This window comes from Enterobacter sp. Taxon_8 (genome assembly GCF_058354585.1).
The window spans coordinates 2,627,656-2,652,883 of sequence record NZ_CM177989.1; the positions used below are offsets into that span (position 1 = coordinate 2,627,656).

At 56.2% G+C, this 25,228-nt stretch carries 23 protein-coding genes and 1 other RNA gene; 10 read left to right on the plus strand and 14 right to left on the minus strand.

Annotation, left to right across the window (positions count from 1 at the left end; translation table 11 throughout):
• Positions 1 to 92: 92 nt before the first annotated feature.
• The 3 genes from ynhH (at position 93) to lpp (ending at position 2,262) form a co-directional block, all read left to right on the plus strand.
• Positions 93 to 287, plus strand: a complete 195-nt coding sequence (gene ynhH / locus AC4IBF_RS12405; protein ID WP_418721936.1) for a protein YnhH — start codon at positions 93 to 95, stop codon at positions 285 to 287.
• 7 nt (positions 288 to 294) lie between these two features.
• Positions 295 to 1,716 carry a pyruvate kinase PykF gene (gene pykF, locus AC4IBF_RS12410; protein WP_115874849.1) on the plus strand — a complete coding sequence of 474 codons (1,422 nt, stop codon included), beginning with the start codon at positions 295 to 297 and terminating at the stop codon, positions 1,714 to 1,716.
• Positions 1,717 to 2,025: 309 nt separating this feature from the next.
• The gene (lpp, locus tag AC4IBF_RS12415) at positions 2,026 to 2,262 is read left to right on the plus strand and encodes a murein lipoprotein Lpp (protein WP_001082307.1); all 237 of its coding nucleotides are present in this window, start codon (positions 2,026 to 2,028) and stop codon (positions 2,260 to 2,262) included.
• A 60-nt stretch (positions 2,263 to 2,322) separates the two neighbouring features.
• Here lpp and ldtE read toward each other — a convergent pair whose 3' ends face one another.
• The 9 genes from ldtE to AC4IBF_RS12460 all read right to left on the minus strand — a co-directional run bounded on the left by ldtE (position 2,323) and on the right by AC4IBF_RS12460 (position 11,401).
• The gene (ldtE, locus tag AC4IBF_RS12420; RefSeq protein WP_491462852.1) at positions 2,323 to 3,336 is read right to left on the minus strand and encodes a L,D-transpeptidase LdtE; all 1,014 of its coding nucleotides are present in this window, start codon (positions 3,334 to 3,336) and stop codon (positions 2,323 to 2,325) included.
• A gap of 97 nt (positions 3,337 to 3,433) precedes the next feature.
• The gene (gene sufE, locus AC4IBF_RS12425) at positions 3,434 to 3,850 is read right to left on the minus strand and encodes a cysteine desulfuration protein SufE (RefSeq protein WP_023311331.1); all 417 of its coding nucleotides are present in this window, start codon (positions 3,848 to 3,850) and stop codon (positions 3,434 to 3,436) included.
• Positions 3,851 to 3,864: 14 nt separating this feature from the next.
• Entirely contained in the window at positions 3,865 to 5,085 is a 1,221-nt protein-coding gene (sufS, locus tag AC4IBF_RS12430) for a cysteine desulfurase SufS (RefSeq protein ID WP_491462853.1), read from the minus strand.
• Complete coding sequence (gene sufD, locus AC4IBF_RS12435) at positions 5,082 to 6,353, minus strand: Fe-S cluster assembly protein SufD (protein WP_491462854.1); 1,272 nt, start codon at positions 6,351 to 6,353, stop codon at positions 5,082 to 5,084. The genes sufS and sufD overlap by 4 nt, the downstream gene beginning before the upstream one ends.
• Entirely contained in the window at positions 6,328 to 7,074 is a 747-nt protein-coding gene (gene sufC / locus AC4IBF_RS12440; protein ID WP_014831592.1) for a Fe-S cluster assembly ATPase SufC, read from the minus strand. The genes sufD and sufC overlap by 26 nt, the downstream gene beginning before the upstream one ends.
• A gap of 9 nt (positions 7,075 to 7,083) precedes the next feature.
• Positions 7,084 to 8,574, minus strand: a complete 1,491-nt coding sequence (sufB, locus tag AC4IBF_RS12445) for a Fe-S cluster assembly protein SufB (RefSeq protein ID WP_023311328.1) — start codon at positions 8,572 to 8,574, stop codon at positions 7,084 to 7,086.
• An 8-nt stretch (positions 8,575 to 8,582) separates the two neighbouring features.
• Entirely contained in the window at positions 8,583 to 8,951 is a 369-nt protein-coding gene (gene sufA / locus AC4IBF_RS12450; RefSeq protein WP_008500631.1) for a Fe-S cluster assembly scaffold SufA, read from the minus strand.
• Positions 8,952 to 9,263: 312 nt separating this feature from the next.
• A complete protein-coding gene (locus AC4IBF_RS12455) occupies positions 9,264 to 9,992 on the minus strand; it encodes a MerR family transcriptional regulator (protein ID WP_133294227.1) in 729 nt (242 codons plus the stop codon).
• Positions 9,993 to 10,180: 188 nt separating this feature from the next.
• Positions 10,181 to 11,401 carry a diguanylate phosphodiesterase gene (locus AC4IBF_RS12460; protein WP_133294226.1) on the minus strand — a complete coding sequence of 407 codons (1,221 nt, stop codon included), beginning with the start codon at positions 11,399 to 11,401 and terminating at the stop codon, positions 10,181 to 10,183.
• Between the two features lie 336 nt (positions 11,402 to 11,737).
• Between AC4IBF_RS12460 and ycgZ the strand changes: the two genes are divergently transcribed.
• From ycgZ to AC4IBF_RS12485, 5 genes are all read left to right on the plus strand, one after another.
• A complete protein-coding gene (gene ycgZ, locus AC4IBF_RS12465; RefSeq protein ID WP_023311324.1) occupies positions 11,738 to 11,977 on the plus strand; it encodes a regulatory protein YcgZ in 240 nt (79 codons plus the stop codon).
• 4 nt (positions 11,978 to 11,981) lie between these two features.
• The gene (locus AC4IBF_RS12470; protein ID WP_143345006.1) at positions 11,982 to 12,302 is read left to right on the plus strand and encodes a hypothetical protein; all 321 of its coding nucleotides are present in this window, start codon (positions 11,982 to 11,984) and stop codon (positions 12,300 to 12,302) included.
• 28 nt (positions 12,303 to 12,330) lie between these two features.
• Positions 12,331 to 12,609 carry a biofilm/acid-resistance regulator YmgB/AriR gene (locus AC4IBF_RS12475; RefSeq protein WP_023311323.1) on the plus strand — a complete coding sequence of 93 codons (279 nt, stop codon included), beginning with the start codon at positions 12,331 to 12,333 and terminating at the stop codon, positions 12,607 to 12,609.
• A gap of 191 nt (positions 12,610 to 12,800) precedes the next feature.
• Complete coding sequence (gene fdhF / locus AC4IBF_RS12480) at positions 12,801 to 14,951, plus strand: formate dehydrogenase subunit alpha (RefSeq protein ID WP_491462855.1); 2,151 nt, start codon at positions 12,801 to 12,803, stop codon at positions 14,949 to 14,951.
• Positions 14,952 to 15,168: 217 nt separating this feature from the next.
• Positions 15,169 to 15,807 (plus strand): winged helix-turn-helix transcriptional regulator, encoded by a 639-nt coding sequence (locus tag AC4IBF_RS12485; protein WP_491462856.1) that lies wholly within the window; start codon positions 15,169 to 15,171, stop codon positions 15,805 to 15,807.
• A gap of 135 nt (positions 15,808 to 15,942) precedes the next feature.
• On the opposite strand, the gene AC4IBF_RS12490 is transcribed toward AC4IBF_RS12485, so the two are convergent.
• From AC4IBF_RS12490 to ydiJ, 3 genes are all read right to left on the minus strand, one after another.
• Positions 15,943 to 16,137: a YdiH family protein gene (locus AC4IBF_RS12490; RefSeq protein ID WP_003857766.1), complete on the minus strand. Its 195-nt coding sequence runs from the start codon at positions 16,135 to 16,137 to the stop codon at positions 15,943 to 15,945.
• Positions 16,138 to 16,222: 85 nt separating this feature from the next.
• Entirely contained in the window at positions 16,223 to 16,633 is a 411-nt protein-coding gene (gene menI, locus AC4IBF_RS12495; RefSeq protein WP_023311321.1) for a 1,4-dihydroxy-2-naphthoyl-CoA hydrolase, read from the minus strand.
• Positions 16,630 to 19,686 (minus strand): D-2-hydroxyglutarate dehydrogenase YdiJ, encoded by a 3,057-nt coding sequence (gene ydiJ / locus AC4IBF_RS12500; protein WP_491462857.1) that lies wholly within the window; start codon positions 19,684 to 19,686, stop codon positions 16,630 to 16,632. Before ydiJ ends, menI begins: the two co-directional genes overlap by 4 nt.
• 199 nt (positions 19,687 to 19,885) lie before the next feature.
• On the opposite strand from ydiJ, the gene ydiK reads away from it, so the two are divergent.
• Both ydiK and rprA read left to right on the plus strand, forming a co-directional pair.
• Positions 19,886 to 21,001, plus strand: coding sequence for an AI-2E family transporter YdiK (gene ydiK, locus AC4IBF_RS12505; RefSeq protein WP_045910283.1), 1,116 nt, complete (start codon positions 19,886 to 19,888; stop codon positions 20,999 to 21,001).
• A gap of 208 nt (positions 21,002 to 21,209) precedes the next feature.
• Positions 21,210 to 21,317: antisense sRNA RprA (gene rprA / locus AC4IBF_RS12510), an RNA gene on the plus strand.
• A gap of 5 nt (positions 21,318 to 21,322) precedes the next feature.
• On the opposite strand, the gene AC4IBF_RS12515 is transcribed toward rprA, so the two are convergent.
• Both AC4IBF_RS12515 and AC4IBF_RS12520 read right to left on the minus strand, forming a co-directional pair.
• The gene (locus AC4IBF_RS12515) at positions 21,323 to 23,698 is read right to left on the minus strand and encodes a glycoside hydrolase family 3 N-terminal domain-containing protein (RefSeq protein WP_491462858.1); all 2,376 of its coding nucleotides are present in this window, start codon (positions 23,696 to 23,698) and stop codon (positions 21,323 to 21,325) included.
• 3 nt (positions 23,699 to 23,701) lie between these two features.
• A complete protein-coding gene (locus AC4IBF_RS12520; protein WP_491462859.1) occupies positions 23,702 to 25,102 on the minus strand; it encodes an MFS transporter in 1,401 nt (466 codons plus the stop codon).
• Positions 25,103 to 25,228: the final 126 nt, after the last annotated feature.

A 25,228-nucleotide genomic window follows, 5' to 3' on the forward strand; every position in this document is an offset into this window, starting at 1 on the left:
ACAGATTATTTCTGAAACACCGTTTCCATTTTCCTTTTATCTTAAAATCAGCGTATAATGCGCGCCAAATCCCTGGTGAATGGTTTCAGCGCTTGGAATACAAAAAACAACGTACAACATCTCCTCTCCTTCGTTGGGCTGTCACTCAGGCACACTTTCTTCTGCACGCTCATTTGATGTCTCCTATCCTTAGTGCGTGTCATATACTCTTTTGCAACACAGGTTTGACTCCGCGGCGGTGCGCCCCCGGAGCGAGATTTCCATATCCTTCCCAACTTAAAGACTAAGACTGTCATGAAAAAGACGAAAATTGTTTGTACTATCGGCCCGAAAACCGAATCTGAAGAGATGCTGAGCAAAATGCTGGATGCCGGCATGAACGTGATGCGTCTGAACTTCTCCCACGGTGACTACGCAGAACACGGTCAGCGTATCCAGAACTTGCGCAACGTGATGAGCAAGACCGGTAAAAAAGCCGCGATCCTGCTGGATACCAAAGGTCCAGAAATCCGTACTATCAAACTGGAAGGCGGTAACGACGTCTCTCTGAAAGCAGGCCAGACCTTCACCTTCACCACCGACAAATCCGTTGTCGGCAACAGCGAAATCGTTGCAGTGACCTATGAAGGCTTCACCAACGACCTGTCCGTCGGTAACACCGTGCTGGTAGACGATGGTCTGATCGGTATGGAAGTTACCGCTATCGAAGGCAACAAGGTTATCTGTAAAGTACTGAACAACGGCGACCTGGGCGAAAACAAAGGCGTTAACCTGCCGGGCGTTTCTATCGCACTGCCAGCGCTGGCTGAAAAAGACAAACAGGACCTGATCTTCGGTTGCGAACAAGGCGTTGACTTTGTTGCGGCATCCTTCATCCGTAAGCGTTCTGACGTGGTTGAAATTCGTGAGCACCTGAAAGCCCACGGCGGCGAGAAGATCCAGATCATCTCCAAAATTGAAAACCAGGAAGGCCTGAATAACTTCGACGAAATCCTCGAAGCGTCTGACGGCATCATGGTTGCACGTGGCGACCTGGGTGTAGAAATCCCGGTTGAAGAAGTGATCTTCGCGCAGAAGATGATGATCGAGAAATGCGTGCGCGCGCGTAAAGTGGTTATCACCGCAACGCAGATGCTGGACTCCATGATCAAAAACCCACGCCCTACCCGCGCTGAAGCAGGCGACGTGGCAAACGCCATCCTCGACGGTACTGATGCGGTTATGCTGTCCGGCGAATCCGCCAAAGGTAAATATCCGCTGGAAGCGGTGTCCATCATGGCCACCATCTGCGAACGTACCGACCGCGTGATGAAAAGCCGTCTGGACTACAACAACGACAGCCGCAAGCTGCGCATCACCGAAGCGGTATGCCGCGGTGCGGTAGAAACGGCTGAGAAACTGGAAGCCCCACTGATCGTGGTTGCCACCCAGGGCGGTAAATCTGCTCGCGCCGTGCGTAAATACTTCCCGGATGCGACTATCCTGGCGCTGACCACCAACGAAACCACTGCGCGTCAGCTGGTGCTGAGCAAAGGCGTGATCCCACACCTGGTGAAAGAGATCGCGTCTACGGATGATTTCTACCGTCTGGGTAAAGAAGTGGCTCTGGAGCTGGTGGATCGCGGTCTGGCACAGAAAGGTGACGTTGTGGTCATGGTTTCTGGCGCACTGGTACCAAGCGGCACAACCAATACCGCATCTGTTCACGTGCTGTAATAATTCCCGAACCAATTAATTTGGATAAAAAGCGCCCTCCGGGCGCTTTTTTTATTCCTCGTATTAGCCAAAGTCATTCAAAATGCAAATCGGGTTTTTCTATTTAATTGCGATTTATCTAAGATGAATCCGATGATAAATGCCTTTTTTTCCTTAGATTTTTGCCCGAAAAGGGCTGATTCGATGCTTCTTTGAGCGAACGATCAAAAATAGGTGTATTCCCATCAAAAAAATATTCTCAACCCAAAAAACTTTGTGTAATACTTGTAACGCTACATGGAGATTAACTCAATCTAGAGGGTATTAATAATGAATCGTACTAAACTGGTACTGGGCGCGGTAATCCTGGGTTCTACTCTGCTGGCTGGTTGCTCCAGCAACGCTAAAATCGATCAGCTGTCTTCTGACGTTCAGACTCTGAACGCTAAAGTTGACCAGCTGAGCAACGACGTGAACGCAATGCGTTCCGACGTTCAGGCTGCTAAAGACGACGCAGCTCGCGCTAACCAGCGTCTGGACAACCAGGCTACTAAATACCGTAAGTAATAGTACCTGTTAATAAAATGGCGCACATTGTGCGCCATTTTTTTTGCCTGAGTCAAACGGCTACTGCGTCACCTTCTCCCCTTCATCTTCCGCTACCGCAGCAGACACCCGGCTGTTCTGCACCGACAATACGCTATTGCTGGCTGAAGGACCGCTCCCTGACGACACGATAACCGGGATGCCCGCACGACGTGCCAGGGCTTTCTCAATCAGCGCCTTATCGCTTCCCGCCTGAGAAACAAAGGTCGCAAAGTCGGCAGAATGGGTAATGGGCGAGACCTGTGGATTCTCCCCTTCTACCTGCGCCAGCGGACGGTGGACCTCAATATAGCGTTTACCATCCGGCTCAACGGAGAATTTCACGGGTTCATTAATAATCTGCACCCGCGTGCCCACCCGCACCTGTTCGAACAGGGCCTTAATGTCCGGGCCGTTCATCCGCATACAGCCGGAGCTGACCCGCAGGCCGACGCTGTCCGGCGCGCTGGTGCCGTGGATGAGATATTCCCCGTTGCCCACGCCTAAACGCAGCGCGAAGCGTCCCAGGGGGTTATTTGGCCCGGCAGGAACCACCGGAGGCAATTTGATGCCCTGCTCCAGAGAACGTGCTCTGATGCCCGGCGTGGGCGTCCAGGTGGGATTAGGGATCTTCTGGCTCACCCGCGTGGTCGTCACCGGCGTTTCCAGCCCCAGCTGACCAATGCCCAGCGGGAAAACCTGAACAATGTTTTGCCCCGGCGGGAAATAGTAGAGCCGAAGCTCAGCGAGATTCACCACAATCCCCTCGCGCGGCGTATCCGGCAACAGCATTTGCGACGGAATGGTAATGACGGTTCCCGGCGCAGGGTTAACCGGCGCAATGGTATTGTTGGTTTCCAGGATCACCTGCGCCGCCGTATTAAACCGACGGGCGATGGTCTGCAGCTTATTATCCCCTTCCTGTATCGTGTAGGTTTGATTTTGCCCAATCAGACGACTGCCCGCGGGCGGCAACGGATAGTCCATCGCGCGGGCCGAATTAAGGGCACCGAGCGAACTGAGGAGTAATAGAGTTATGAGAGACGCGCGCTTCATGCTGAGATTCCTTATTCACTGGCAGGACGCCAGAAAGCTGAAAAACCAGCGAGGCGGGAACCACCTCGCGAAACAGAATGAATGCTGTTCTGTAAGTCTAGCTAAGGATTGCAGCTTTGGCGCGGATCGCGCGAATCATCGCTTCCAGTCCCTGGGAGCGTGACGGGGTGAGGTGTTGGGTCAGGGCCATTTTTTCAAACCACGGGCGGACGTCAAACGCAACAATATCCTGCGCCGACATCCGGTGGTAAAGAATAAAGACGACCGCAATAAGCCCTTTTACAATGGCCGCATCGCTGTCGCCGTGCAGTGCTATCGTGCCGTCGTCAGACTGCTCCATCACAATCCACACCTGACTCTGACAGCCCTGAATACTGTTTTCCGGGTTATGCGCCTCTTCACCGAGCGGCGGCAGACGCTGCCCCAGCTCGATGATATAAAGGTACTTCTCTTCCCAGTTTGCGCAACGCCCAAAGTTGCGCAGCAATTTGTCTCTGTCCGGCAGTTCTGCCATCGTTTGCCTCTCCGTTAGCCCAGCAGCTGGTGTATGCGCTTAAGCCCCGCCACCAGCCTGTCGACCTCTTCCGTCGTGTTGTACATCACCAGCGACGCGCGGCACATTGCCGGCACCTGGTAAAACGCCATCAGCGGCATGGCGCAGTGGTGCCCGGTACGGACCGCCACGCCGTAGTTATCGAGGAAACTGCCCACATCATAGGCGTGATGTTTCCCGAGATTGAACGCGATCACCCCTTTCCGGTCGGCAGGCCCGTAGAGGGTCAGATCCGGCACGCTGGCAAGCTCGGCAAGCGCATAGTGCATCAGCAGCTGTTCGTACTCCTGAATGCTATCAAGGCCGATTGCGGAGACGTAGGAAACCGCCGCCCCCAGCCCGATAATCCCGCCGGTGTTGGGCGTACCCGCCTCAAAACGCCACGGCGCGCGCGCGTAGGTCGTGCCTTCGGTCAGGCTGACGGTGGCGATCATCGAGCCGCCCCCTTCCCATGGCGGCATCGCCTGCAGAATGTCTTCCTTCACGTAGAGCACGCCGATCCCGGTCGGCCCATAGAGCTTGTGGCCTGAGAAGACGTAGAAATCGCAGTCCAGCGCCTGAACGTCAACCGCGTGGTGCATTACCGCCTGGGCGCCGTCAATCAGCACCTTCGCGCCGGCCTGATGGGCTTTTTCGACAATCTCTGCCACCGGGTTTTCAGTCCCGAGCACGTTGGAGACCTGGGTGACCGCCACCAGCCGCGTTTTATCGTCTAGCAGTGCGTCTAGCTGCTCGAGCTGCAGCGTCCCATCGGCGTTCAACGGGATCACCCGCAGCTGCGCGCCAACGCGCTCGCAGAGCATCTGCCACGGCACGATATTGGCGTGGTGCTCCATCTGGGTGATGATGATGTTATCCCCCGCGTGGACCTGCGCGTTGCCCCAGCTGTTAGCGACAAGGTTGATTCCTTCGGTGGTTCCGCGCACGAAGACCAGCTCCTCGGGCGATTTTGCATTGAGGAAGGCGGCAATTTGCGTGCGCACGTTTTCCATACGCTGGGTCGCCTCGGCGCTTAGGGTATGAATACCGCGATGCACGGCGGCGTAGCCGTGGCGATAAAACTCGGCTTCCGCATCCACGACCGGGTTCGGCTTCTGCGCGCTGGCCGCGCTGTCCAGATAGGCCAGAGGAAGGCCGTTCACTTCACGGGTCAGAACCGGAAAATCTGCCCGCACTTTCTCGACGGGAAAACTCATGCTTCGCCTCCAGGCAGACGCTGACCGATACGCGCCAGCACCTGCTGTTTCAACTGACCATCGTTCAGCGCTTCCGTCAGTTCGGCGGCAAACGCATAGATAATCATTTTCTGCGCCGCCTGCTTGCCGATGCCGCGGGAACGCAGGTAGAACATCTGTTCGTCGTCGATTCGCCCGACCGTCGCACCGTGGCTGCACTTCACGTCGTCGGCGTAGATCTCCAGCTGCGGTTTGGTGTTCACCTCCGCCAGTCGGCCCAACAGCAGATTGTTGTTGGTCATCTGCCCGTCGGTTTTAATGGCGTGCTGCGCCACGTTAATCAGACCGTTAAACACCGCTCGCCCTTTATCACTCACGATGGTTTTGTGCAGCTGGCGGCTGTTGCAGTAGCCTTTGTTGTGCTCCAGCCACGTGCGCGTGTCGCACACCTCAGATTTAACCGGCATCGCCAGGCTGTTGATACGCAGCGTGGTGTTTTCACCGTTAAGCTGCGTGCTGGTATTGTGGCGCAGCACCGACCCGCCGAGCAGGAAGCTATGGCTGTACGCCGCCGCATCCTGGCCCAGGACAATGTCGTTATGGGCAAAGTGGTGGCTCTGCGCATTCTCAAACGCCAGCTTGACGTGGTGAAGCTGGGCATTGGCCGTCACATTCATCGTCAAACGCGAGCCGGTAAAATGGCGCGTCTCGTTGAGGCTGACGTAATGTTCAATCACCGTGGCCTCAGCCCCCTCCGCCAGCTCAAGATGATGGCGATAGTGCGCGGTGTTGATTTCGTCGCCGCCCAGCCCCTGGGTGATGTGCATCAGCAGCAGCGGCTTTGCCGGACGCTGGTTACGCTTCACGTGGATGTGCGTCACACTGCGGGCCAGGCTCTCGGTCAGGTGCAGGAAAACCTCAGGCTGAACCGGGGCGCTCAGTGGCTGGCGATCGTCGTTTATCTCAATCTCAAATCCGCTCCCCTGAAGGGCGTCGCTCAGTTCCGGACGGAACTCACCGTCGACAAAAACCAGGCGCACGGCATCCACGTTTACGGCCAGCGCGTCACGCTGCGCCGGGGTGAGATCCGCCAGACGGGTCACAAACTCGGCGTTCAGCAGGCCATCAAGCGGGGTGTATTTCCAGTTCTCGTGCTTACGCGTCGGCAGGCCGAGACGCAGCATCTGCTGAAGATGCTGCTGCGCCTGCTCGGAGCGCGTGCCGCCCTGGGCTTCAAACAGCCGGTGCCACTGCTGGAGCGCATTACTGCTGTTCGGTAAGCCAGCCATAACCCTGCTCCTCCAGTTGTTTAACCAGCGTGAAATCTCCGGATTTCACAATACGCCCCTGGTAAAGCACATGGACGTAATCCGGCTTGATGTAGTCCAGAATGCGCTGGTAGTGGGTGACGATAATGAATGAACGCTTGCCATCGCGCAGGGAGTTAACTCCGTCAGCGACAATCTTCAGGGCGTCGATATCCAGACCGGAGTCGGTCTCATCCAGAATGCACAGCTCGGGCTCCAGAACGGCCATCTGCAGAATGTCATTACGCTTTTTCTCGCCGCCGGAAAAACCGACGTTCACCGAGCGGGTGAGCAAATCTTCCGGCATTTTCAGCAGCTTGATTTTCTCTTCCATTAAATCCTGGAAGTCGAAGCGATCGAGCGCCTCCAGGCCGCGATACTTGCGCACCGCATTCAGCGCCGTCTGCAGGAAGAACTGGTTGCTGACGCCCGGAATTTCGACCGGGTACTGAAAGGCCATGAAGATGCCCTCTCCCGCGCGATCTTCCGGTGACATTTCCAGCAGATCTTTGCCGTTGAACTCGACCGAGCCGTGGGTTACCTCATAATCTTCGCGGCCCGCCAGCGTCGCGGAAAGCGTACTTTTCCCGGAACCATTCGGCCCCATGATGGCGTGAACTTCACCCGGCTTGACGTCAAAATTGAGGCCACGCAGGATGGCTTTGTCTTCTACGCTGACCTGTAAATCTTTAATGCTTAACATGTGCTTTCCTTAACCGACGCTGTGTTCAAGACTAATGGCGAGGAGTTTCTGGGCTTCAACGGCAAATTCCAGCGGCAGTTCAGAGAACACATCCTTACAGAAGCCGTTAACGATCATCGAGATGGCGTCTTCTTCGCTGATCCCGCGCTGCAGGCAGTAGAAGAGCTGATCTTCCCCAATGCGTGACGTCGTCGCCTCGTGCTCAAGCTGGGCCGTATTGTTACGGCACTCAACGTACGGGAAGGTGTGCGCCCCGCAGTCTGCGCCGATCAGCATCGAATCACACTGGGTAAAGTTTCGCGCATTGGTGGCCGTCGGCATGATTTTCACCAGCCCGCGATAGCTGTTCTGGCTGTGCCCGGCAGAGATCCCTTTCGAGATGATGGTCGACCTGGTGTTTTTACCAATGTGGATCATCTTGGTGCCGGTATCGGCCTGCTGGTGGCCGCTGGTCAGCGCCACGGAGTAAAACTCACCGATGGAGTTATCCCCGCGCAGAATGCAGCTCGGGTATTTCCAGGTGATGGCCGAGCCGGTTTCAGACTGGGTCCACGACATCTTGCTGTTTTCGCCTTCGCACAGCGCGCGCTTGGTGACGAAGTTCAGGATACCGCCGGTATTGCCGTCGCCCGGGAACCAGTTTTGCACCGTGGAGTATTTCACCTCGGCATCTTTATGGATGATGACCTCCACCACCGCCGCGTGCAGCTGGTAGCTGTCGCGAACCGGGGCGGAGCACCCTTCGATATAGCTGACGTAGCTGCCTTCATCCGCGACCAGAATCGTGCGTTCGAACTGGCCGGTTTTTTCGGCATTGATGCGGAAATAGGTGGAAAGCTCCATCGGACAGCGCACGCCTTTCGGTACATAGATAAAGGTGCCGTCCGAGGCCACCGCCGCGTTAAGAGCCGCAAAGAAGTTATCGTTTGAAGGCACCACGGTCCCAATGTACTTTTTCACCAGTTCTGGATGATCGTGAATCGCTTCGCCGAAGGAGCAGAAAATGATCCCCTGCTCTGCCAGCTTCTCGCGGTAGGTGGTGGCCACCGAGACGGAGTCGAAAATGGCGTCCACCGCCACCTCTTTCCCCTCACGCACGGGCACGCCAAGCTGGTTAAAGGCCTCTTCCACCTCTTTGCTGAGGAAGCTGTTTTCAGCGCCAGTTTGCTGCACCGCGCCGGGCTGCGAGGCGCAGGTATCGTCACAGCTGCCGCAGGAGGGCGCAGAATAGTAGCTGTAATCCTGATAGTTCAGCTTGTCGTAGTGCGCTTTCAGCCAGTGCGGCTCTTCCATCTCCAGCCAGGCGCGGAAGGCGCTCAGGCGGAACTCCAGCATCCACTCGGGCTCGTTACGTTTCGCCGAGATCGCCCGCACGACATCTTCGTTAATGCCTTTCGCCAGCTCATCTGTCTGGAGCTGGGTGAAGAACCCCTCTTTATAGTTGAGGTGCCCACCGCTCCAGGTATTTACATCACTCGTTGCTTCAGTATTACGAGACATAGTACCGCCTATACCCCAAAGCTTTCGCCACAGCCGCATTCGTTCTGGGCTTTCGGGTTATGAAATTTGAATAACTGGTTTAAGCCTTCGCGGACGTAGTCCACTTCGGTGCCGTCAATAAACGGCATGGCCTGCAGCGCGACGTACAGCTTCGCGCCGTCAGTCTCGAACACCAGGTCATCTTTCTCGGGTTCGGTGACGGTGTCGAGCACGTAGCCGAAACCTGCGCAGCCGGTCTGTTTGACGCCTAAACGCACGCCGAGGATCTCGGGCTTTTTCGCCACCAGCTCGTGAATATGTGCCGCCGCCGCTGGCGTGAGCGTTAAGCCGCGCCAGGCGAAATCGGCAGGATTAAAGGTTTCTGAATGCAGTTCCATAGGTCCACCTCATCTGATAAGCCATCAGGGCATAACACCATGTTAGTGATAACGATTATCACTTCAACCCTCTGTCAGCAGGGGCATTCGGCTAAAGCGCCCTTTTTGCCTGGTTTTATTAAGCATAGACCCTGTGAGAGGATGCAGTCAGGATGGATGTATTTGTTCAATGCATTGATTAATAATGCATTTCGTCGCGGCATTCATAACGAAGAGAAGAAAAGTAAAATATGCATCGGAAATGCCTATTTTTGAGATAGATTTTGCGCAGAAAGTGATAAAAACAAAAAAGGCCCTCAAGGCCTCTTACACTCAGTGATGAAATGAGACAGCAAACCCCTGTTCACGCCAGTGGTCGAGCTGTTCCTGCTGGCGAGGCGTTGGGGATTTCCCCGTCCAGACGAAGATTTTTTGCCCCGGGAAGAGTTCAGGGCGCGGCGAATCAATAGGTTCCGCCAGGACGTCTATGTGCCAGCCCTTCTGCGCCAGGCGCGCGGCTTCCAGCCACAGGTGGGTGCGGTCATCGCATTCCCAGCCAATCAACAGTGCGTCTTTACCGGCTTTCTTGCGGGACTCCGCCAGGCTTGCAATCGCGAATTCAATCAGAACTCCGTCTAACAGGCTTGCCATGTGACGCACGGTATTTTGGTCCTGGTTCATGCGCTGACGGACGGGAGAAATAATATTGTCAATCAGCGCGTCTATCGCGTGATCGCGGCGGAACTCGCCAATTTTGGCACGCAGCTTTGCCGGGCTGGCGTAACGCAGAACGGTCATCATCTCTTCCTGGAATGAAACCCAGTTGCCCTGCGTCAAAACTTCTTTGTTTTCCAGCAAGGCTTTGACTTTTCCGACCGAGACGCCGCTTTTCATCAGGCGTTTGATCTCTTCGATACGCAGGATATCTTCATCGTCAAACTGACGATGGCCCCCTTCGCTGCGCTGCGGCTTCAACAATCCATAACGGCGCTGCCAGGCACGCAGCGTAACGGGGTTGATACCGCATCGTTCGGCCACTTCGCCGATACTGTAATAGGCCATTAACTCCCTCACGCTCAGAACTTCCATACCTAACTGCACCAACCTTATCAGATTGTACACACTATTTGTATAACTAAGACCGCATTTTGAACCGGTGAACGGGGTTCTTTTCCATCCACCTGTTAATACATTGTTGTATAAAATTTGCCGTTCGTACAGTTAACTCTGCCGGATTGTGTACAGCTTTATCAGAATTCGAACTTTTTCTCCGGCCACGCAATCGCGGGAATACCGCCGTGTCGCGGGCTGGCAAAAAGATGCCCCTGGAACTGGGATATTCCCGCTGACTCCAGCCACATCCACTCTTCAGCCTTCTCTACCCCCACCGCGCAGAACTGGATCTCAAGCGAGGCACAGCATTTGATAATCGCCTGGATAATGGCCTGTCGGGGACCACTTTTGTGCACGTTTGCGACCAGATCGCGATTAATCTTAATTCTGTCCGGCTGAAACTGAGCCAGCAGCTGCAACCCGGCAAATCCGGCACCAAAGTGATCGATCGTCACGCTGATGCCCGCGCTTTTTAACTGCCTGACCGAATCCGTGAATTCATCGAATCGGGAAATGGCTTCGCTCTCGGTGAACTCCACCACAATTTGCTCGGGTACAAACCCATTGGCTTCAATCGCGGTGAGCAGAAAGTCCACGGCGTTGGGAATGTTAACCAGCGTCATAGGCAGCAGGTTCAGGGATAACGTCTGGTCCTGTAACCCCAGCGCGCTGGCCATGGAGAGCGCCACCTGCTTGCTTTGCAAATCAGACGCGTACACTTCCTCATTCGGAAGGCTGGCGAAATAAGCCCCTGGCGAGTCGCCGGACGGGGTGCGCAAAAGCGCCTCCCAGGAGACAACCTGCTGCATAAACGGATCGACTATCGGCTGGAACGCGAAGCTGCAATCCGCCCCTTTCGCGACCACCTCGGGCTGCGCGGACAAGCGCGTCTCTTCGCGCACGAATTCCCAGGAATCCGCAGGAGGCAGTTCAAAATAGTTCGCTTTTTCCGTAGCCTCGACAAAGGTGCGGAAAAACTGCAGCGGGCGGTCGTTGTACGTCAGCTGATAGCGCGTCGTCCCCCTGTTGAGCACCTCTTGCAGCACCTCGTCCCTGTCGAAGTGGCGTAAATCAAAAAGCTCCATGCCCACGTTGCCAAAACGACGGACAGGTCCGTGATCGCGCATCAGCTCCACTACGTTGTGGTGGCGAGGGTCGTTGCAAATCTGCTCATAGATGGCAGAAACGTGTTCCACTGGCCCTTCAAGCAGCTGAAAAAAATGTGTGCCATTAAACAGCAGGATCCCCGTGATATTGGATTGCTGGTTTTTACTATTTGCAGCAGCAACCATGACTTCCAGCGCTTTCACTGGAACGTCCTCGCAGATATGACTGCGGTAAATGATGGTGGTGAGCATGCGATTCCTGGGGTTAGGGGTTGGCCACAAAAGAGGTGGATAAGGTTCATTTATAGCACATTAATTGCCTGACAAATAATTTACATCTCAACCGTTTACGGCAATTTAAGAAACGTTTTTCCTGGCTGTACAACTTAACAGCCCTCGACCATTTTGTACAATATATCCTGTAATATTACCTCTCCACCACCCAAGCGCAACTAACTGAATATAAATAACTTTATAAAATATATCGAAGAAATATTAAAAATCTGTACATTTTTAATGTACAGATTTGGAAATTATGTATACCTTAATTGTAACGCTAGTGATGACAAAATTTTACAGGAGCGAAACATGCAGCAGAAAGGTTACGTCGCAGATTCCGCAGCAGCAATCGCACAGTACTTCGAAAAAGCCGTGCTTCCTACCCAGCAGGAGACGCTGGGCCAGGTGGTTGTTGAAATTCTCAGCGACGGGCGAAATCTGAATCGCAAATCGCTTTGTACAAAATTGCTCAGCCGCCTCGAAAAGGCCGATGGCCCGGAAGAGGAAGAGCATTACCACAAGCTGCTTGGTCTGCTCTTCGAACGGTAAGGGTATGAAGAGCAGTAGCGCAGACAAACTGATCGACACGCTTATCGGTGAAGCCGTTCTCTCTCTTTTGAAAGAGCGGGGACCGGTAACAACCGAAGGATTGCTTCAGCGTCTGCGGATCATGAAAGAACATGAAAAGGATCCCCGGCGGCGGGAGACACTTGCGGTGGTGATTGCCGAAATTGGCTCAAACAGCACCGCCTTTACACGTCGCAGAACCGCGCAAGGACGAACGAAAAGAGAGGGACCTCTCAACGATAACCGGGACAATATTGTGCCGTTGTTTGGAAGTGGAAAACCGTCCGATCCAAAGAAAATACATTGACTGCAATTAACAGCTACGGTGAGAACAAATGAGACAAAATATTCAGCTTCAACCCGAATATCATTCTGCGTTTTTAGACAGTGCGCTGTCGGAATACTTCCGTCACGCAGGCGATCGTTTTGCTGAAGAGTCCGCTGTTTTTTCTACTGCAGTACGCTGTGTTCTGGCCTCCGAAGGTCATCTGTCCAATAAAGCGATTATCCTCTGGCTCATTCAGACGCTGGAAGCCACTCACGACGTGGTTCAGGCGGATGTGATTCGCAAGACGCTGGAAATTGTCGTGGGCTACACCATGGACGACCTGTAATTTCACGGCCACTCATCCTGCTTTCGTGTCATCGTCAAAACTGACGAATGTTCTGACGATGACACGCGCCTTCCCCGCTTGACACCCTGTTAAACCAGCAAAGCCAACCTGGCACGGTTCCTGCTTACCTCTGCTTACGGGACTGGGTTTTCCAGTCAACTTTGCTTCATTTCTTAACAGGTCTGTTATTGATGAAAAAGATCGCCAGCGTCTGCCCCTACTGCGGTGCAGGCTGTAAATTAAACCTTGTCGTTGAAAATAACCGTATCATCCGTGCCGAAGCCGCAGAAGGCATCACAAACCAGGGTACCCTGTGTCTGAAAGGCTTTTACGGCTGGGACTTCCTCAACGATACCCGTCTGCTCACCCCGCGCCTGACCCAGCCGATGATCCGCTACCATAAAGGCGAGGCATTCACTCCCGTTACCTGGCAAGAGGCTATCCGCTACACCGCGCACAAACTCAGCAGCATTAAAGCGCAGCACGGGCCGCGGTCGATCATGACCACCGGATCCTCTCGCGGAACCGGCAATGAAACAAACTATGTGATGCAAAAATTTGCCCGCGCGGTGCTGAACACCAACAACGTGGACTGCTGTGCGCGCGTCTGTCACGGCCCTTCCGTGGCCGGTTTACAGGAGACGCTCGGCAACGGCGCGATGAGCAACTCAATCAACGATATTGAAAACTCAAAATGCCTGCTGGTGTTTGGCTATAACTGCGCGGACTCCCACCCCATCGTCGCCCGGCGCGTGCTGAAAGCGCGTGAAAACGGCGCAAAAATTATCGTCTGCGATCCGCGGCGCATTGAAACGGCGCGCATTGCCGACCAGCATCTGCAGCTGAAAAACGGCAGCAACATGGCGCTGGTAAACGCCTTTGGCTACGTGCTGCTGGAAGAGGAGCTCTACGACAAAAGCTACGTGGCGCGCTTTACCGAGGGGCTTGAGGCCTATCGCCAGACGGTGAAAGACTATGCGCCAGAGACGGTTGAGCATCTTACCGGCATTCCCGCCCGCGACGTTCGTCAGGCAATGCGCACCTTCGCGGCGGCCCCTTCCGCCACCGTGATGTGGGGGATGGGCGTGACCCAGTTTGGTCAGGCCGTGGATGTGGTCAAAGGGCTTTCCAGCCTGGCGCTGCTGACCGGCAACCTGGGTCGACCCGCCGTCGGCGTCGGGCCGGTGCGCGGACAAAACAACGTTCAGGGCGCCTGCGATATGGGCGTTCTGCCGAATATGTTCCCGGGCTATCAGGATGTGACCGATCCGGCGGTCAGGCAGAAGTTCGCCGATGCCTGGGGGATTGACGTCAACAAAATGGACGATCGGGTCGGGACGCGCATTACCGAGGTGCCCCATCTGGCGCTGGAAGGCAAGGTTAAGGCATACTACATCATGGGGGAGGATCCGCTTCAGACCGAAGCCGATCTCGGCCTGGTGCGCAGCGGTTTTGAGGCGCTCGACTTTGTTGTGGTTCAGGACATCTTTATGACCAAAACGGCAGAGGTGGCGGACGTTCTGCTCCCGGCCACATCCTGGGGTGAGCACGGCGGCGTCTTTACCTGTGCCGATCGCGGCTTCCAGCGTTTTGGCAAAGCCATCGAGGCCAGCGGCAACGTGAAGCGCGACTGGGAAATCATCAGCCTGCTCGCCACCGAGATGGGCTACCCGATGCATTATGACTCCAACCAGCAGATCTGGGATGAGATGCGCGAGCTGTGCCCGCTCTTCTACGGCGTGACGTATGAAAAAATGGGCGAGATGGGCCACGTGCAGTGGCCGTGCCCGACGCTGGATCATCCGGGAACGCCGTACCTGTATAAAGACAATCAGTTCGACACCCCAACCGGTAAAGGGCAGCTCTTTGCCGCCCCGTGGCGCGCGCCGGCAGAAACTCCGGACGCGGATTTCCCGCTGGTGCTGTGTACGGTACGCGAGGTGGGACATTATTCCTGTCGCTCCATGACCGGGAACTGCGCCGCGCTGCAAAGCCTGGCCGACGAGCCGGGCCGGGTGCAAATGAACCCTGCCGATGCGGAAAAGCTGGGCATTACTGACGGGCAGCTGGTCTGGGTACGTTCACGCCGCGGCAAAGTGATTACCCGCGCCAGCATCAGCGAGCGTATCAACGCCGGGGCCGTTTACATGACCTATCAGTGGTGGATTGGCGCCTGCAACGAGCTGACACAGGATAACCTCGATCCCATCTCCAAAACGCCGGAAACGAAGTACTGCGCGGTGCAGCTGGAGGCGATAGAGGATCAGCGTTGGGCGGAGGACTATGCAGCGTCTGCATATCAGTCCATGAAGTCTCGGCTGATGAGTGCGGCGAACGTCTGAGGAAAATGCCGGGTGCGCTATGCGTACCCGGTAATAGTTAACGCATCTCTCACTATCTCCAGCATTTCGAAATACTTTGCTTTTCATGCCGTGACATCCTGCATATCCGCAGTGCCGCTGAAATACTTAGCAGCAGGGCTGCTTGAAACAGACTCAGCAGGATCCACGCTATACTGAACCGCATCACTATTGACAGGTTTAATGGATAGGCGTGCACATGGCTGATGAGATGTCCCAGACGTTAATATTCGATTGTTCTTCATCCACACAACTGCTGATCGATTATCTAAAACAGGGTGCAAATCTGAAGAAAGTGCTCCCCCGCCGTCGATTAAATTTTGTAGCTGGCGATGAACGCCTCTGTTATATCCTCCTCAACGGGCGCGTCATGATTCACCGCAGCAACGACGATTTAGCCATGGCAACGGTTAAGGCGCCCGCTTTGCTCGGTCTCAGTAATCTGCATTACGCTCAGATGTTCGGTTACATCAAAACCTTTAATCACTGTGAGATCGTAACCCTTAAAATGGATGCTGTTTATGACATTATCAAGCATCATGAGTTATGGGAGCCGCTGGCTTATCACCTGATGGGCCTTGCAGGTAAGCTATTTCATAGCTACGAAGATATAACCGGACCTTCCGCATACAATATTGTCCGCGCCCAGCTTTATGCACTCTCAAACGAAGAAGAATCATTCAGGCAGAACATTACTGCAGAAAGGTATATCCGGGATAAAACCCACCTGTCCCGTAGCGGCGTCATGCGTATTCTTTCAGCTTTAAAAGAAGGGGGTTATATCGAAGTTGAAAGAGGTGTGCTAATCAATATGGGGAAATTGCCTGAAAGATTTTAATCTCACCGGCTGGTGATGGCCGTGCAGAAAATGATCTGACCCGGACACTGTAGCCGTCCTTTAACAACGAGTTGCCCGATACTGAATTTCAGACACAAAAAAGGCCGCACTCGCGGCCCTTTTATTCTCATGTACTCAATGGACGTGAACGCCCAACCGCCAGGCAAAATAGATCTCTTCTTTTAGTTCATTCGAAGAGAGCGCCAGCAAATCTGTAAATTCCAGCTCAAGCTGTTTCAGCTTTTTCAGGTACTGCGCCGGAGACAGGTTGCTCTTATCGCGACGTAAATATTCAATTGCCAGCTGCGTTGGGGTTATTTCAGTATCCATGATGTCCTCGCTTATGTACAAAACCTGACCAGTATATCACAATCATCTGGCTAGTTTTTGACCAAAGGCAAAACATCTGAAAACTTTACACAACCGCCGTGGTCAGCCGCGACGAGCAGCACAGGCGATCCTGCTCATCGAGAATATCTATCTGCCACACCTGATGGCGGCTTCCGGCGTGCAGCGCGCGGCAAACACCGCGCACGCGCCCGCTGCGCACCGAGCGAATGTGGTTAGCATTCACCTCAAGTCCGACAACCTTCTGCTCCCCTTCGGTACAGAGATACCCCGCCACCGAGCCCAGCGTTTCGGCCAGCACGACGGAGGCCCCGCCGTGCAATAAACCAAACGGCTGGTGGGTGCGACTATCGACCGGCATGGTGGCCTCAATTTCATCGTCGCCAATGCGGATGAACTGGATATCCAGCAGCCCCACCATATTCCCCTCGCCCATGGCGTTCAGCGCCTGCAGCGTGACGGCACGTTTCCAGATCATCCAATTATCTCCAGTAAAGCCTGCAATGGGTGACGCACACCGTTACCTTCTACCCGTTTTACCTGGCTGCGGCAGGAGTAGCCCGTCGCCAGACAGCGGTTTCGCGGCAAACGCTGCATCGCCTGATGCCAGGACAGCTCATAGATGCCGAGCGAGTTGGCGTGGTTTTTCACTTCGTGTCCGTAGGTGCCGGCCATTCCACAGCAGCCTACGCTGACGCTCTCCAGCTTCGCGCCGAAGCGGGCAAAGACGGACGCCCACTGCGCGGGCGCGCCCGGCAGCGCGGTGACTTCCGTGCAGTGTCCGAACAGATACCATGGTTCCCCGCTGACATCCTGTACCGCCTTATCTTCCAGCGCCACCGGCAGCCACTCGTGCACCAGCATCACGTTGAAATCACCGCGCTTGTCGCCGAGCGTCTGCCTGTATTCATCGCGATAGCAAAGCACCAGCGCCGGATCGACGCCGACCATCGGTATCCCGAGTTGCGCCACGCGGTTTAAGAAGTCAGCCGTTTTCTGCGCGGTCTTTGCAAAGCGCGTCAGAAAGCCCTTGATGTGCTGCGCCTTGCCGTTGGGTGAGAACGGCAGAACCACCGGCTGATACCCCAGCTTTTCCGACAGGCGGATGAAATCCGCGACCACCTGCGCATCGTAGTAGCTGGTAAACGGATCCTGCACCACCAGCACCACCTTCGCTCTTTGCTCAGGCGTGAGTGCCTCCAGCTGCTCCAGGGTCATGTTCGCCGAGCGATGCCCGACGAGCTGGCGCTGCAGAGACGGCACCGACAGCAGCGGCAGATCGATCATACCGATATGTTTTTCGGAGAGCTTGCGCACCAGCGGCTGGTTGATAAAGAAGTTAAAGGTCTTCGGCGCGCGCGCCATCAGCGGCGCGTAGCTTTCTACCGTTGCCACCAGATGGTCGCGCACCGGGCGGAGGTAGCGGGTGTGATACAGCTGCAGGAAGCGCGAGCGGAATTCCGGCACGTCGATTTTAATCGGGCACTGGGTGGAGCAGGCTTTACAGGCCAGACAGCCGGACATCGCCTCTTTCACCTCATGGGAGAAATCATACTCGCCCTTATTCGCATGCCAGCTGTTGCGGGTGCGCTCAATCAGCGAGCGCAGGCTGGCCCGTTTTTCCGGGAGCTGCTGCTCCAGCCTGAGCGGATCCACCCCGCGATCGGCCAGCAGACGCAGCCATTCCCGCACCAGCGTCGCCCGCCCTTTCGGCGAGTGGATGCGGTTGCTGGTGATTTTCATCGACGGACACATCGGGCTTTTCACATCAAAGTTAAAGCACAGTCCGTTGCCGTTACACTCCATCGCGCCGCGCCAGGAGGAGCGCACCGCAATCGGGATCTGTCTGTCATACGTGCCGCGCTTGACGGCATCCACCTGCAGCATTGGCGCGTCCACGCCTTCAGGAGGGCAGATTTTGCCCGGGTTGAGGCGGTTGTGCGGGTCGAAGGCCGCCTTCACCTTGCGCAGCTCCGCGTAGAGCTGTTCGCCGAAGAATGCCGGGCTGTATTCCGCGCGGAACCCTTTCCCGTGCTCCCCCCAGAGCAGGCCGCCGTATTTGGCGGTTAAGGCCACCACATCGTCGGAGATCTGCTTCATCAGGATCTCCTGCTGCGGGTCGCACATATCCAGCGCCGGACGCACGTGCAGTACCCCGGCGTCGACGTGGCCAAACATGCCATAGCTCAGGCCGTGGCTGTCCAGCAGGGCGCGGAACTCGACGATATAATCCGCCAGATGCTCAGGCGGCACACAGGTATCTTCGGCAAAAGGAATCGGCTTCGCCGCCCCTTTCGCATTGCCGAGCAGGCCCACGGCTTTTTTACGCATCGCATAGATACGCTCAATCCCCGCCAGATCGTTACAGAGTTGCCAGCCGATCACGCCGCCTTCGCCCTGCGCAATCAGCTCATCCAGCCGCTGGCAGAGCGTGGTGACCTGGCTCTCAATCAGCGCCGCATCGTCGCCGGCGAACTCCACGATATTGAGGCCGAGCATCTCTTTATCCGGCACGTCGGTAATGAGATCGCTGACGGAGTGCCAGACAATATCCTCCCGGGCCAGGTTGAGCACTTTGGAGTCGACCGTCTCCACCGAGAGCGCTTTAGCTTGCACCATAAACGGCGCATTGCGCAGCGCAGAGTCGAAGGAGTCATATTTGACGTTCACCAGCCGACGCACCTTCGGCAGGCGGGTGATATCCAGCCGCGCCTCGGTGATAAAGGCCAGCGTCCCTTCGGAACCGGTCAGCACGCGGGTTAAATCGAACTGGGTCAGGTCGTCGTTAAAGACGTGACGCAGGTCGTACCCGGTCAGGAAGCGGTTCAGTTTGGGGAACTTATCGAGAATAAGCTGGCGGTTGTCGCGGCAGCGCTCCAGTACGGTACGATAGATGCGTCCGCTGGCGGTGTTATCTTTGCCAAGGGTTTCCGCGAGTTCGACCGGCATCGGCTGCGTATCGAGAATATCGCCGCCCAGAAGAACGGCACGCACGCCCAGCACGTGATCGGAGGTTTTGCCGTAGACCAGCGAGCCCTGACCGGAGGCATCCGTGTTGATCATCCCGCCGAGGGTCGCGCGGTTACTGGTGGAAAGCTCCGGGGCAAAAAAGTAACCGTAAGGCTTGAGGTACTGGTTAAGCTGATCTTTGATAACGCCCGCTTCGACCCGCACCCACCCCTCTTCCGGGTTGATCTCAATGATGCGGTTCATATAGCGCGACATATCAACAATGATGCCCTGATTCAGCGCCTGACCGTTGGTCCCGGTGCCGCCGCCGCGCGGCGTAAAGACCAGAGAGGCAAAGCGCTCCTGCGTTGCCAGCCGGGCAATCAGCGCGACGTCGGCCGTGGAACGAGGGAAAACCACCGCATCGGGAAGAAGTTGGTAAATACTGTTATCGGTCGCCATCGTCAGCCTGTCGGCATAGTTCGTGGCGGTATCACCTGTAAAACCCTGTTGCTCCAGTGCTTGCAAAAAATTAAGCACCAGCTGAACGACGCCAGGTGCCTGAGAAATCTGTGGGATCATGACTGTCGACCCTAATTAGAGTTGTATGAAATCGTTTGCGTGTATCTTAAAAGTTTTATCACATTTTTTTCTTATAATCTCTGCTGAATTACAGGCAAAATCCGCCTGTCAAAAACCGCTGAGATCATTAATGATTAAAGAGACGCGGTTTTCCGTTCCCGCCAGTTGTACTGGCGTTCTTTTAAGGAAAGTTTCATTTATGGTCAATCTTCGCCAGCCCAGGGATGTTGCGCAAATTTTGCTGTCGGTGCTGTTTCTGGCCCTCATGATTATTGCGTGTCTGTGGATTGTTCAACCCTTTATTCTCGGCTTCGCGTGGGCTGCGACCGTTGTCGTTGCCACGTGGCCTTTGCTGCTGCGCTTGCAGAAGCTGCTGTTCGGCCGCCGCGGGTTAGCCGTGCTGGTCATGACGCTCCTGCTGTTCCTGCTGTTTATTATTCCGATTGCTCTGCTGGTCAATAGCCTGGTGGATTCCAGCGGCCCCGTTATTCGCGCCATTAGCAGCGGTGACCTGACGCTGCCGGATCTCGCCTGGCTGAACAGCATTCCGGTGGTGGGCGCCAAGCTCTACAGCGGCTGGCATAGCCTGCTGGAGATGGGCGGCAGCGCGCTGATGGCAAAAGTCCGCCCGTATATTGGCACTACCACCACCTGGTTTGTGGGTCAGGCGGCGCATATCGGCCGCTTTATGATGCACTGTACCCTGATGCTGCTCTTCAGCGCCCTGCTCTACTGGCGCGGCGAGCAGGTGGCATTAGGCGTTCGTCACTTCGCCACCCGCCTGGCGGGCAAACGCGGTGACGCTGCGGTACTGCTGGCTGCGCAGGCCGTGCGCGCGGTTGCGCTGGGCGTGGTGGTGACCGCGCTGGTGCAGGCGGTGCTGGGCGGTATCGGTCTGGCGATTTCCGGCGTACCGTACGCCACCGTGTTCACCGTTGTCATGCTGATGACCTGTCTTGCGCAACTGGGACCGCTGCTGGTGCTGGTCCCTAGTATTATCTGGCTCTACTGGACGGGTGATACCACGTGGGGAACGGTGCTGCTGGTCTGGAGCTGCGTGGTCGGCACCATGGATAACGTCATTCGTCCGATCCTCATCCGCATGGGTGCAGACCTGCCGCTGATCCTGATCCTCTCCGGAGTCATTGGCGGACTGATTGCCTTTGGCATGATCGGCCTGTTTATTGGCCCGGTGCTGCTCGCCGTCACATGGCGTCTGTTCTCCGCCTGGGTGCATGAAATTCCGCCGCCGGGAACCGACCCGGACGTGATTCTGAGCGAACTGGAAGAGCTGGAAGAGAAAAACACCCATTAAGTTTTTTGCCGGGTGGCGCTAACGCGCACCCGGCCTACATTCTCCCTCACAATACTTTAGCAGCGTTAAAGTATTTATTCGTTGCACACTGGTCAGACCCGCTATTCATGCATTCATTCTGCTCTTAACCTCAAGAAATCTTTACGTCTCTTTAACTATTGAGACGAATCCGATCGACGCTCAAAGATGACATGCCTACTATTAGCACACGGTTATAAATCAACACCTTGATTTATAAGCATGGAAATCCCCTGAGTGAAACAACGAATTGCTGTGTGTAGTCTTTGCCCATCTCCCACGATGGGCTTTTTTTTATCCTGACTACGTGCGCTTAATCTCACAGGCACTGAGCATCCGCCACTCCGCTGGCAGCACCCGCGTTTCCCCGGACACATTGACCGTCACCGCCTCGCGGATATCCGCCGACGATGCGCCAACCTGCAGTTCAAACTCGCCCGGCTCAACGATGCGCTTCCCGTCCCGGCGGGTAAAGTTGAACATCTCAACCGGTAGCGTAAAGCTGAGCGTGGCGGATTCGCCCGGCGAGAGCGTGACGCGCTGGAACGCCTTCAGCTCCTGAAGCGGCCGTACCTGGGTGGCGACCTTATCCCTGACGTAAACCTGCACCACCTCGCTGCCGCTGCGCTCCCCGGTATTGGCGATATCTACGCTCAGCGTCACCTCGCCGTCGATCGGCACGCTGCTTTCAGCGAGGCGGGCAGCCCCCCAGCTAAACGTCGTCCAGCCGAGGCCGAAGCCAAACGGATAACGTGAACCGAAGTGGAACGCAAACGGCGTGCCGCCGCTTTTGAGCTTGTGATTGTAGTAATACGGCATGGCCCCGGCGCTTTTCGGCACGCTCACCACCAGACGCCCCTGCGGCTCTGCGCGTCCCGTTAGCACGTCCGCAATCGCCCAGCCCCCTTCCTGCCCCGGCGCCCACGCCACCAGCAGCGCCGCGACCTTATCCTCCAGCCCCTGAAGGTTGTACGGGCGCCCGCCGGTCATCACGACGATCACCGGTTTGCCCGTCGCCACCAGCGCTTCCAGCAGCTGTTGCTGCACGCCCGGCAGGTTCAGGGAATCGGTATCGGAACCTTCCCCCACGGTGCCGCTCTGGAACAGCCCGGCAAGATCGCCCACGCAGGCCACCACCACGTCACTCTCCTGCGCCGCGTCCACGGCCTCGGGGATCAGGGCGGTACTCTGCGACACCGGCGACTGCTGCATCGGCTTGCCGCCGCTGTCGCCCGGGAAGACCGGCGCACCCGCCATCCGTTTCTCGATAATGTGACACCCTTTGGCGTAACGGACCTGCGACGCGCCGAGGTAGTGTTTCAGGGCCGCGCGCGGGGTCGTCACCTGCGAGGTCTCTTCAACCATATCGCTGATGATCAGATGCACCGGGAAGCTGTAGCCGCTGAGTAACGCCAGCGGATCGTCTGCCGTCGGCCCCACCACCGCCACGCGGGGCTTACCGCCGAGGGGTAAAATACCGTTATTTTCCAGCAGCGTGAGCGATTTCGTCGCCACCTCCCGCGCGACCTGGCGGGTCATGTCGTTTTGCAGATCGATACCGTTCTCATCCGCGTACGGGTTTTCAAACAGCCCCAGACGGAATTTTTCCGTCAGCACGCGCGCCACGATCTCATCCACTTTCGCCATAGAGATCAGCCCGCGCTCAACGGCGTCTGCCAGATGCCGCGCGCAGTCGTCTTTCGGCAGCTCAACGTCCAGCCCCGCGTTGAACGCCAGCGCGGCGGATTCCGCCGCATCGTGGGAAATCCCGTGATGCTGGTGCAGCAGGCTGATGCCGCCGTAGTCCGCGACAATAATCCCGTCGAATCCCCACTGTTCGCGCAGGACGGTAGTCAGCAGGAAGCTGTCGCTGTGCCCCGGCTGATTGTCGATATCGTGATAGGCGGGCATCACCGACCCGGCATTGGCCAGCTTCACCGCCATTTCAAACGGCAGCAGGAAGGTGTCATTCAGCTCGCTGAACCCCAGGTGTACCGGCGCGTGGTTGCGCGCCCCTTCGCTGAACGAGTGGCCCACGTAGTGCTTGAGCGTCGCCAGCAGGTCGCGATTATCGCCCTGCAATCCTTTCACCCAGGCGGTCGCCATCACGCCCACCAGCCACGGATCTTCCCCGAAGGTCTCTTCGGTTCGCCCCCAGCGCACGTCGCGGGAAACGTCCAGCACCGGCGCCAGCCCCTGCTGACAGCCGACGGATCGCGCCTCTTTACCGATCTGCTCTGCCGCGCGCTGTACCAGTTCAGGATCCCAGGTCGAACCGTAGTTCAGCGACGACGGGAACAGCGTAGCGTCTTTGCACAGCAGCCCCACCAGACACTCTTCATGGAACAAGGCCGGAATGCCGAGGCGCGTCTCTTCCATCATCATGCGCTGCAGGCGGTTAGCGGCGCGCACCCCGGTTTTCGCATCAACGATATGGGTACCGAGCGGACGGGTGATCTGCCCGACGCCCAGCTTTAACCGTTCGCCTAGCGCTGCCTGCTCGCTCACGCCGGCGAATTCATCGCTGAGATCGCTGCGCTCGCGGTGGTTACCGTTTTCATCGAGGATCAGCCAGTACGCATGCATCTGGGCGAACTTCTCTTCCGGGGTCATACGCGCCAGTAAATCGGCGACGCGCTCGTGCACGGGACGTCCCGCGTCCTTATAGATAGCTGTCATGTTTTACTCCTGTAGTGCGGAAGGGGTTGCCGGGCTGAGCTGCCCCGTTTCGGGTCTGACCTCACGTTTGCTGGCCAGCTCACGGGCGATGGAATCAACCAGCCGGCTGTTGAGCTTGTAGATGGCAAGCAGCGCGACCATGCAGAGGAACAGCGCGCAAGGGATAAGGGTGAACAGCGCGTTGATGGTCGAGAGAACGCCTGGCGCCTGGGTTGCCTGTCCCGGCGCGTAATCCACCATGCCAAGCACCCAGCCGACCACCGCGCCGCCCAGCGCCAGGCCGAATTTGATGGCAAACAGCGCGGTGGAGAAGACCAGCCCGTCCAGGCGGCGGCCGCTGCGATGCTCCTCGTAGTCGACCACATCGGAGAACATGGTCCACTGCAGCGGCGTGGTAAGGTTTTGAATAAAGCTAAAGACAATGTTGAGGCCAAAGATCAGCCACACCTGCGAAGGCGGCAGGAAGAAAATCAGCGCGCCGAAGATAACGAAGGAGATAATCGTCCACTGGTAGGCGCGCACGCGGTCAAATTTCCCCAGCAGTCGTTCAGATAATAATGCGCCGCTTAAGGAGGCCACCATGCCGGAAACAATAAAGGCAAAAACCAGATCCGGGCGCAACAGCACATAGTTCACGTAATACATCGTGGCGGAACCGCGCGTCACCACCGCCGTTAACAGCAAAATATTAAACAGGAACACAATGCGCCACTGGCTGTTTCCGGCCAGCAGTTTTAAATCGGTGAGCATCGAGCCGGAGGTATCATTGCGCGGCGAATAGCGCTCGCGGGTCATCAGGAAACAGCAGAAAAAAAGCACAATGCCCAGCAGCCCCATCAGGCTCATGGCATAGAAATAGCCTTTCTGCACGTTGCCCTGGCCTAACAATGAGACCAGCGGCAGGGCAATAACCGTCACAATCAACCCGCCGATAAACGACAGGCCAAAACGCCACGACTGCAGAGAATGACGCTCGCGCGGATCCAGCGTCAGCGCGCCGGGCATGGCGCAGTAAGGCACGTTAATCGCGGAGTAAATCAGGCTTAAAATTGCGTAGGTCACGCAGGCATAGACGATTTTCGCCGTCGGCCCCACGTCCGGTACATAGAAAGTGATAAGGCAGCTTACGCCAAACGGGATGGCGAACCACAGCAGCCAGGGACGGAAACGTCCGTGACGCGTCTGGGTGCGGTCAACCAGCGCGCCAATGCACGGGTCGACAAACGCATCGACCACGCGCACCACTAAAAACATGGTGCCCATAATCGCGGCGGGAAGCCCAAAAACGTCCGTATAGAAATAAGCGAGAAATAACGTTGCCGTTTGCCAGACCAGCGCGCTGGCCATATCACCTAAGCCATAACCTATTTTATCTTTGGTACGCAATACAGAGGAAAGTGTCATTGTTATTTGCCTTTTTATCAGGTTAAAACGTATTTCAACCAGTTGCGCATCACCTGAAGGGAAATGCGCAGTAAGGCTCAAGTATTAGCAACGCGTTGCGCGCTAACAATTGTCTAAATTAACAGG

Coding starts and splice junctions, on each gene's coding strand:
- sufC (WP_014831592.1), bottom strand. CDS start 7,074: ATGTTAAGCATTAAAGATTTACAGGTCAGCGTAGAAGACAAAGCCATC.
- ydiK (WP_045910283.1), top strand. CDS start 19,886: ATGGTCAATCTTCGCCAGCCCAGGGATGTTGCGCAAATTTTGCTGTCG.
- ydiJ (WP_491462857.1), bottom strand. CDS start 19,686: ATGATCCCACAGATTTCTCAGGCACCTGGCGTCGTTCAGCTGGTGCTT.
- AC4IBF_RS12460 (WP_133294226.1), bottom strand. CDS start 11,401: ATGCTCACCACCATCATTTACCGCAGTCATATCTGCGAGGACGTTCCA.
- AC4IBF_RS12490 (WP_003857766.1), bottom strand. CDS start 16,137: ATGGATACTGAAATAACCCCAACGCAGCTGGCAATTGAATATTTACGT.
- sufS (WP_491462853.1), bottom strand. CDS start 5,085: ATGAGTTTTCCCGTCGAGAAAGTGCGGGCAGATTTTCCGGTTCTGACC.
- ycgZ (WP_023311324.1), top strand. CDS start 11,738: ATGCAGCAGAAAGGTTACGTCGCAGATTCCGCAGCAGCAATCGCACAG.
- AC4IBF_RS12485 (WP_491462856.1), top strand. CDS start 15,169: ATGGCTGATGAGATGTCCCAGACGTTAATATTCGATTGTTCTTCATCC.
- AC4IBF_RS12455 (WP_133294227.1), bottom strand. CDS start 9,992: ATGGCCTATTACAGTATCGGCGAAGTGGCCGAACGATGCGGTATCAAC.
- AC4IBF_RS12515 (WP_491462858.1), bottom strand. CDS start 23,698: ATGACAGCTATCTATAAGGACGCGGGACGTCCCGTGCACGAGCGCGTC.
- ldtE (WP_491462852.1), bottom strand. CDS start 3,336: ATGAAGCGCGCGTCTCTCATAACTCTATTACTCCTCAGTTCGCTCGGT.
- sufE (WP_023311331.1), bottom strand. CDS start 3,850: ATGGCAGAACTGCCGGACAGAGACAAATTGCTGCGCAACTTTGGGCGT.
- AC4IBF_RS12475 (WP_023311323.1), top strand. CDS start 12,331: ATGAGACAAAATATTCAGCTTCAACCCGAATATCATTCTGCGTTTTTA.
- pykF (WP_115874849.1), top strand. CDS start 295: ATGAAAAAGACGAAAATTGTTTGTACTATCGGCCCGAAAACCGAATCT.
- sufA (WP_008500631.1), bottom strand. CDS start 8,951: ATGGAACTGCATTCAGAAACCTTTAATCCTGCCGATTTCGCCTGGCGC.
- fdhF (WP_491462855.1), top strand. CDS start 12,801: ATGAAAAAGATCGCCAGCGTCTGCCCCTACTGCGGTGCAGGCTGTAAA.
- lpp (WP_001082307.1), top strand. CDS start 2,026: ATGAATCGTACTAAACTGGTACTGGGCGCGGTAATCCTGGGTTCTACT.
- sufD (WP_491462854.1), bottom strand. CDS start 6,353: ATGGCTGGCTTACCGAACAGCAGTAATGCGCTCCAGCAGTGGCACCGG.
- sufB (WP_023311328.1), bottom strand. CDS start 8,574: ATGTCTCGTAATACTGAAGCAACGAGTGATGTAAATACCTGGAGCGGT.
- AC4IBF_RS12520 (WP_491462859.1), bottom strand. CDS start 25,102: ATGACACTTTCCTCTGTATTGCGTACCAAAGATAAAATAGGTTATGGC.
- AC4IBF_RS12470 (WP_143345006.1), top strand. CDS start 11,982: ATGAAGAGCAGTAGCGCAGACAAACTGATCGACACGCTTATCGGTGAA.
- menI (WP_023311321.1), bottom strand. CDS start 16,633: ATGATCTGGAAACGTGCCGTCACGCTGCAGGCGCTGAACGCCATGGGC.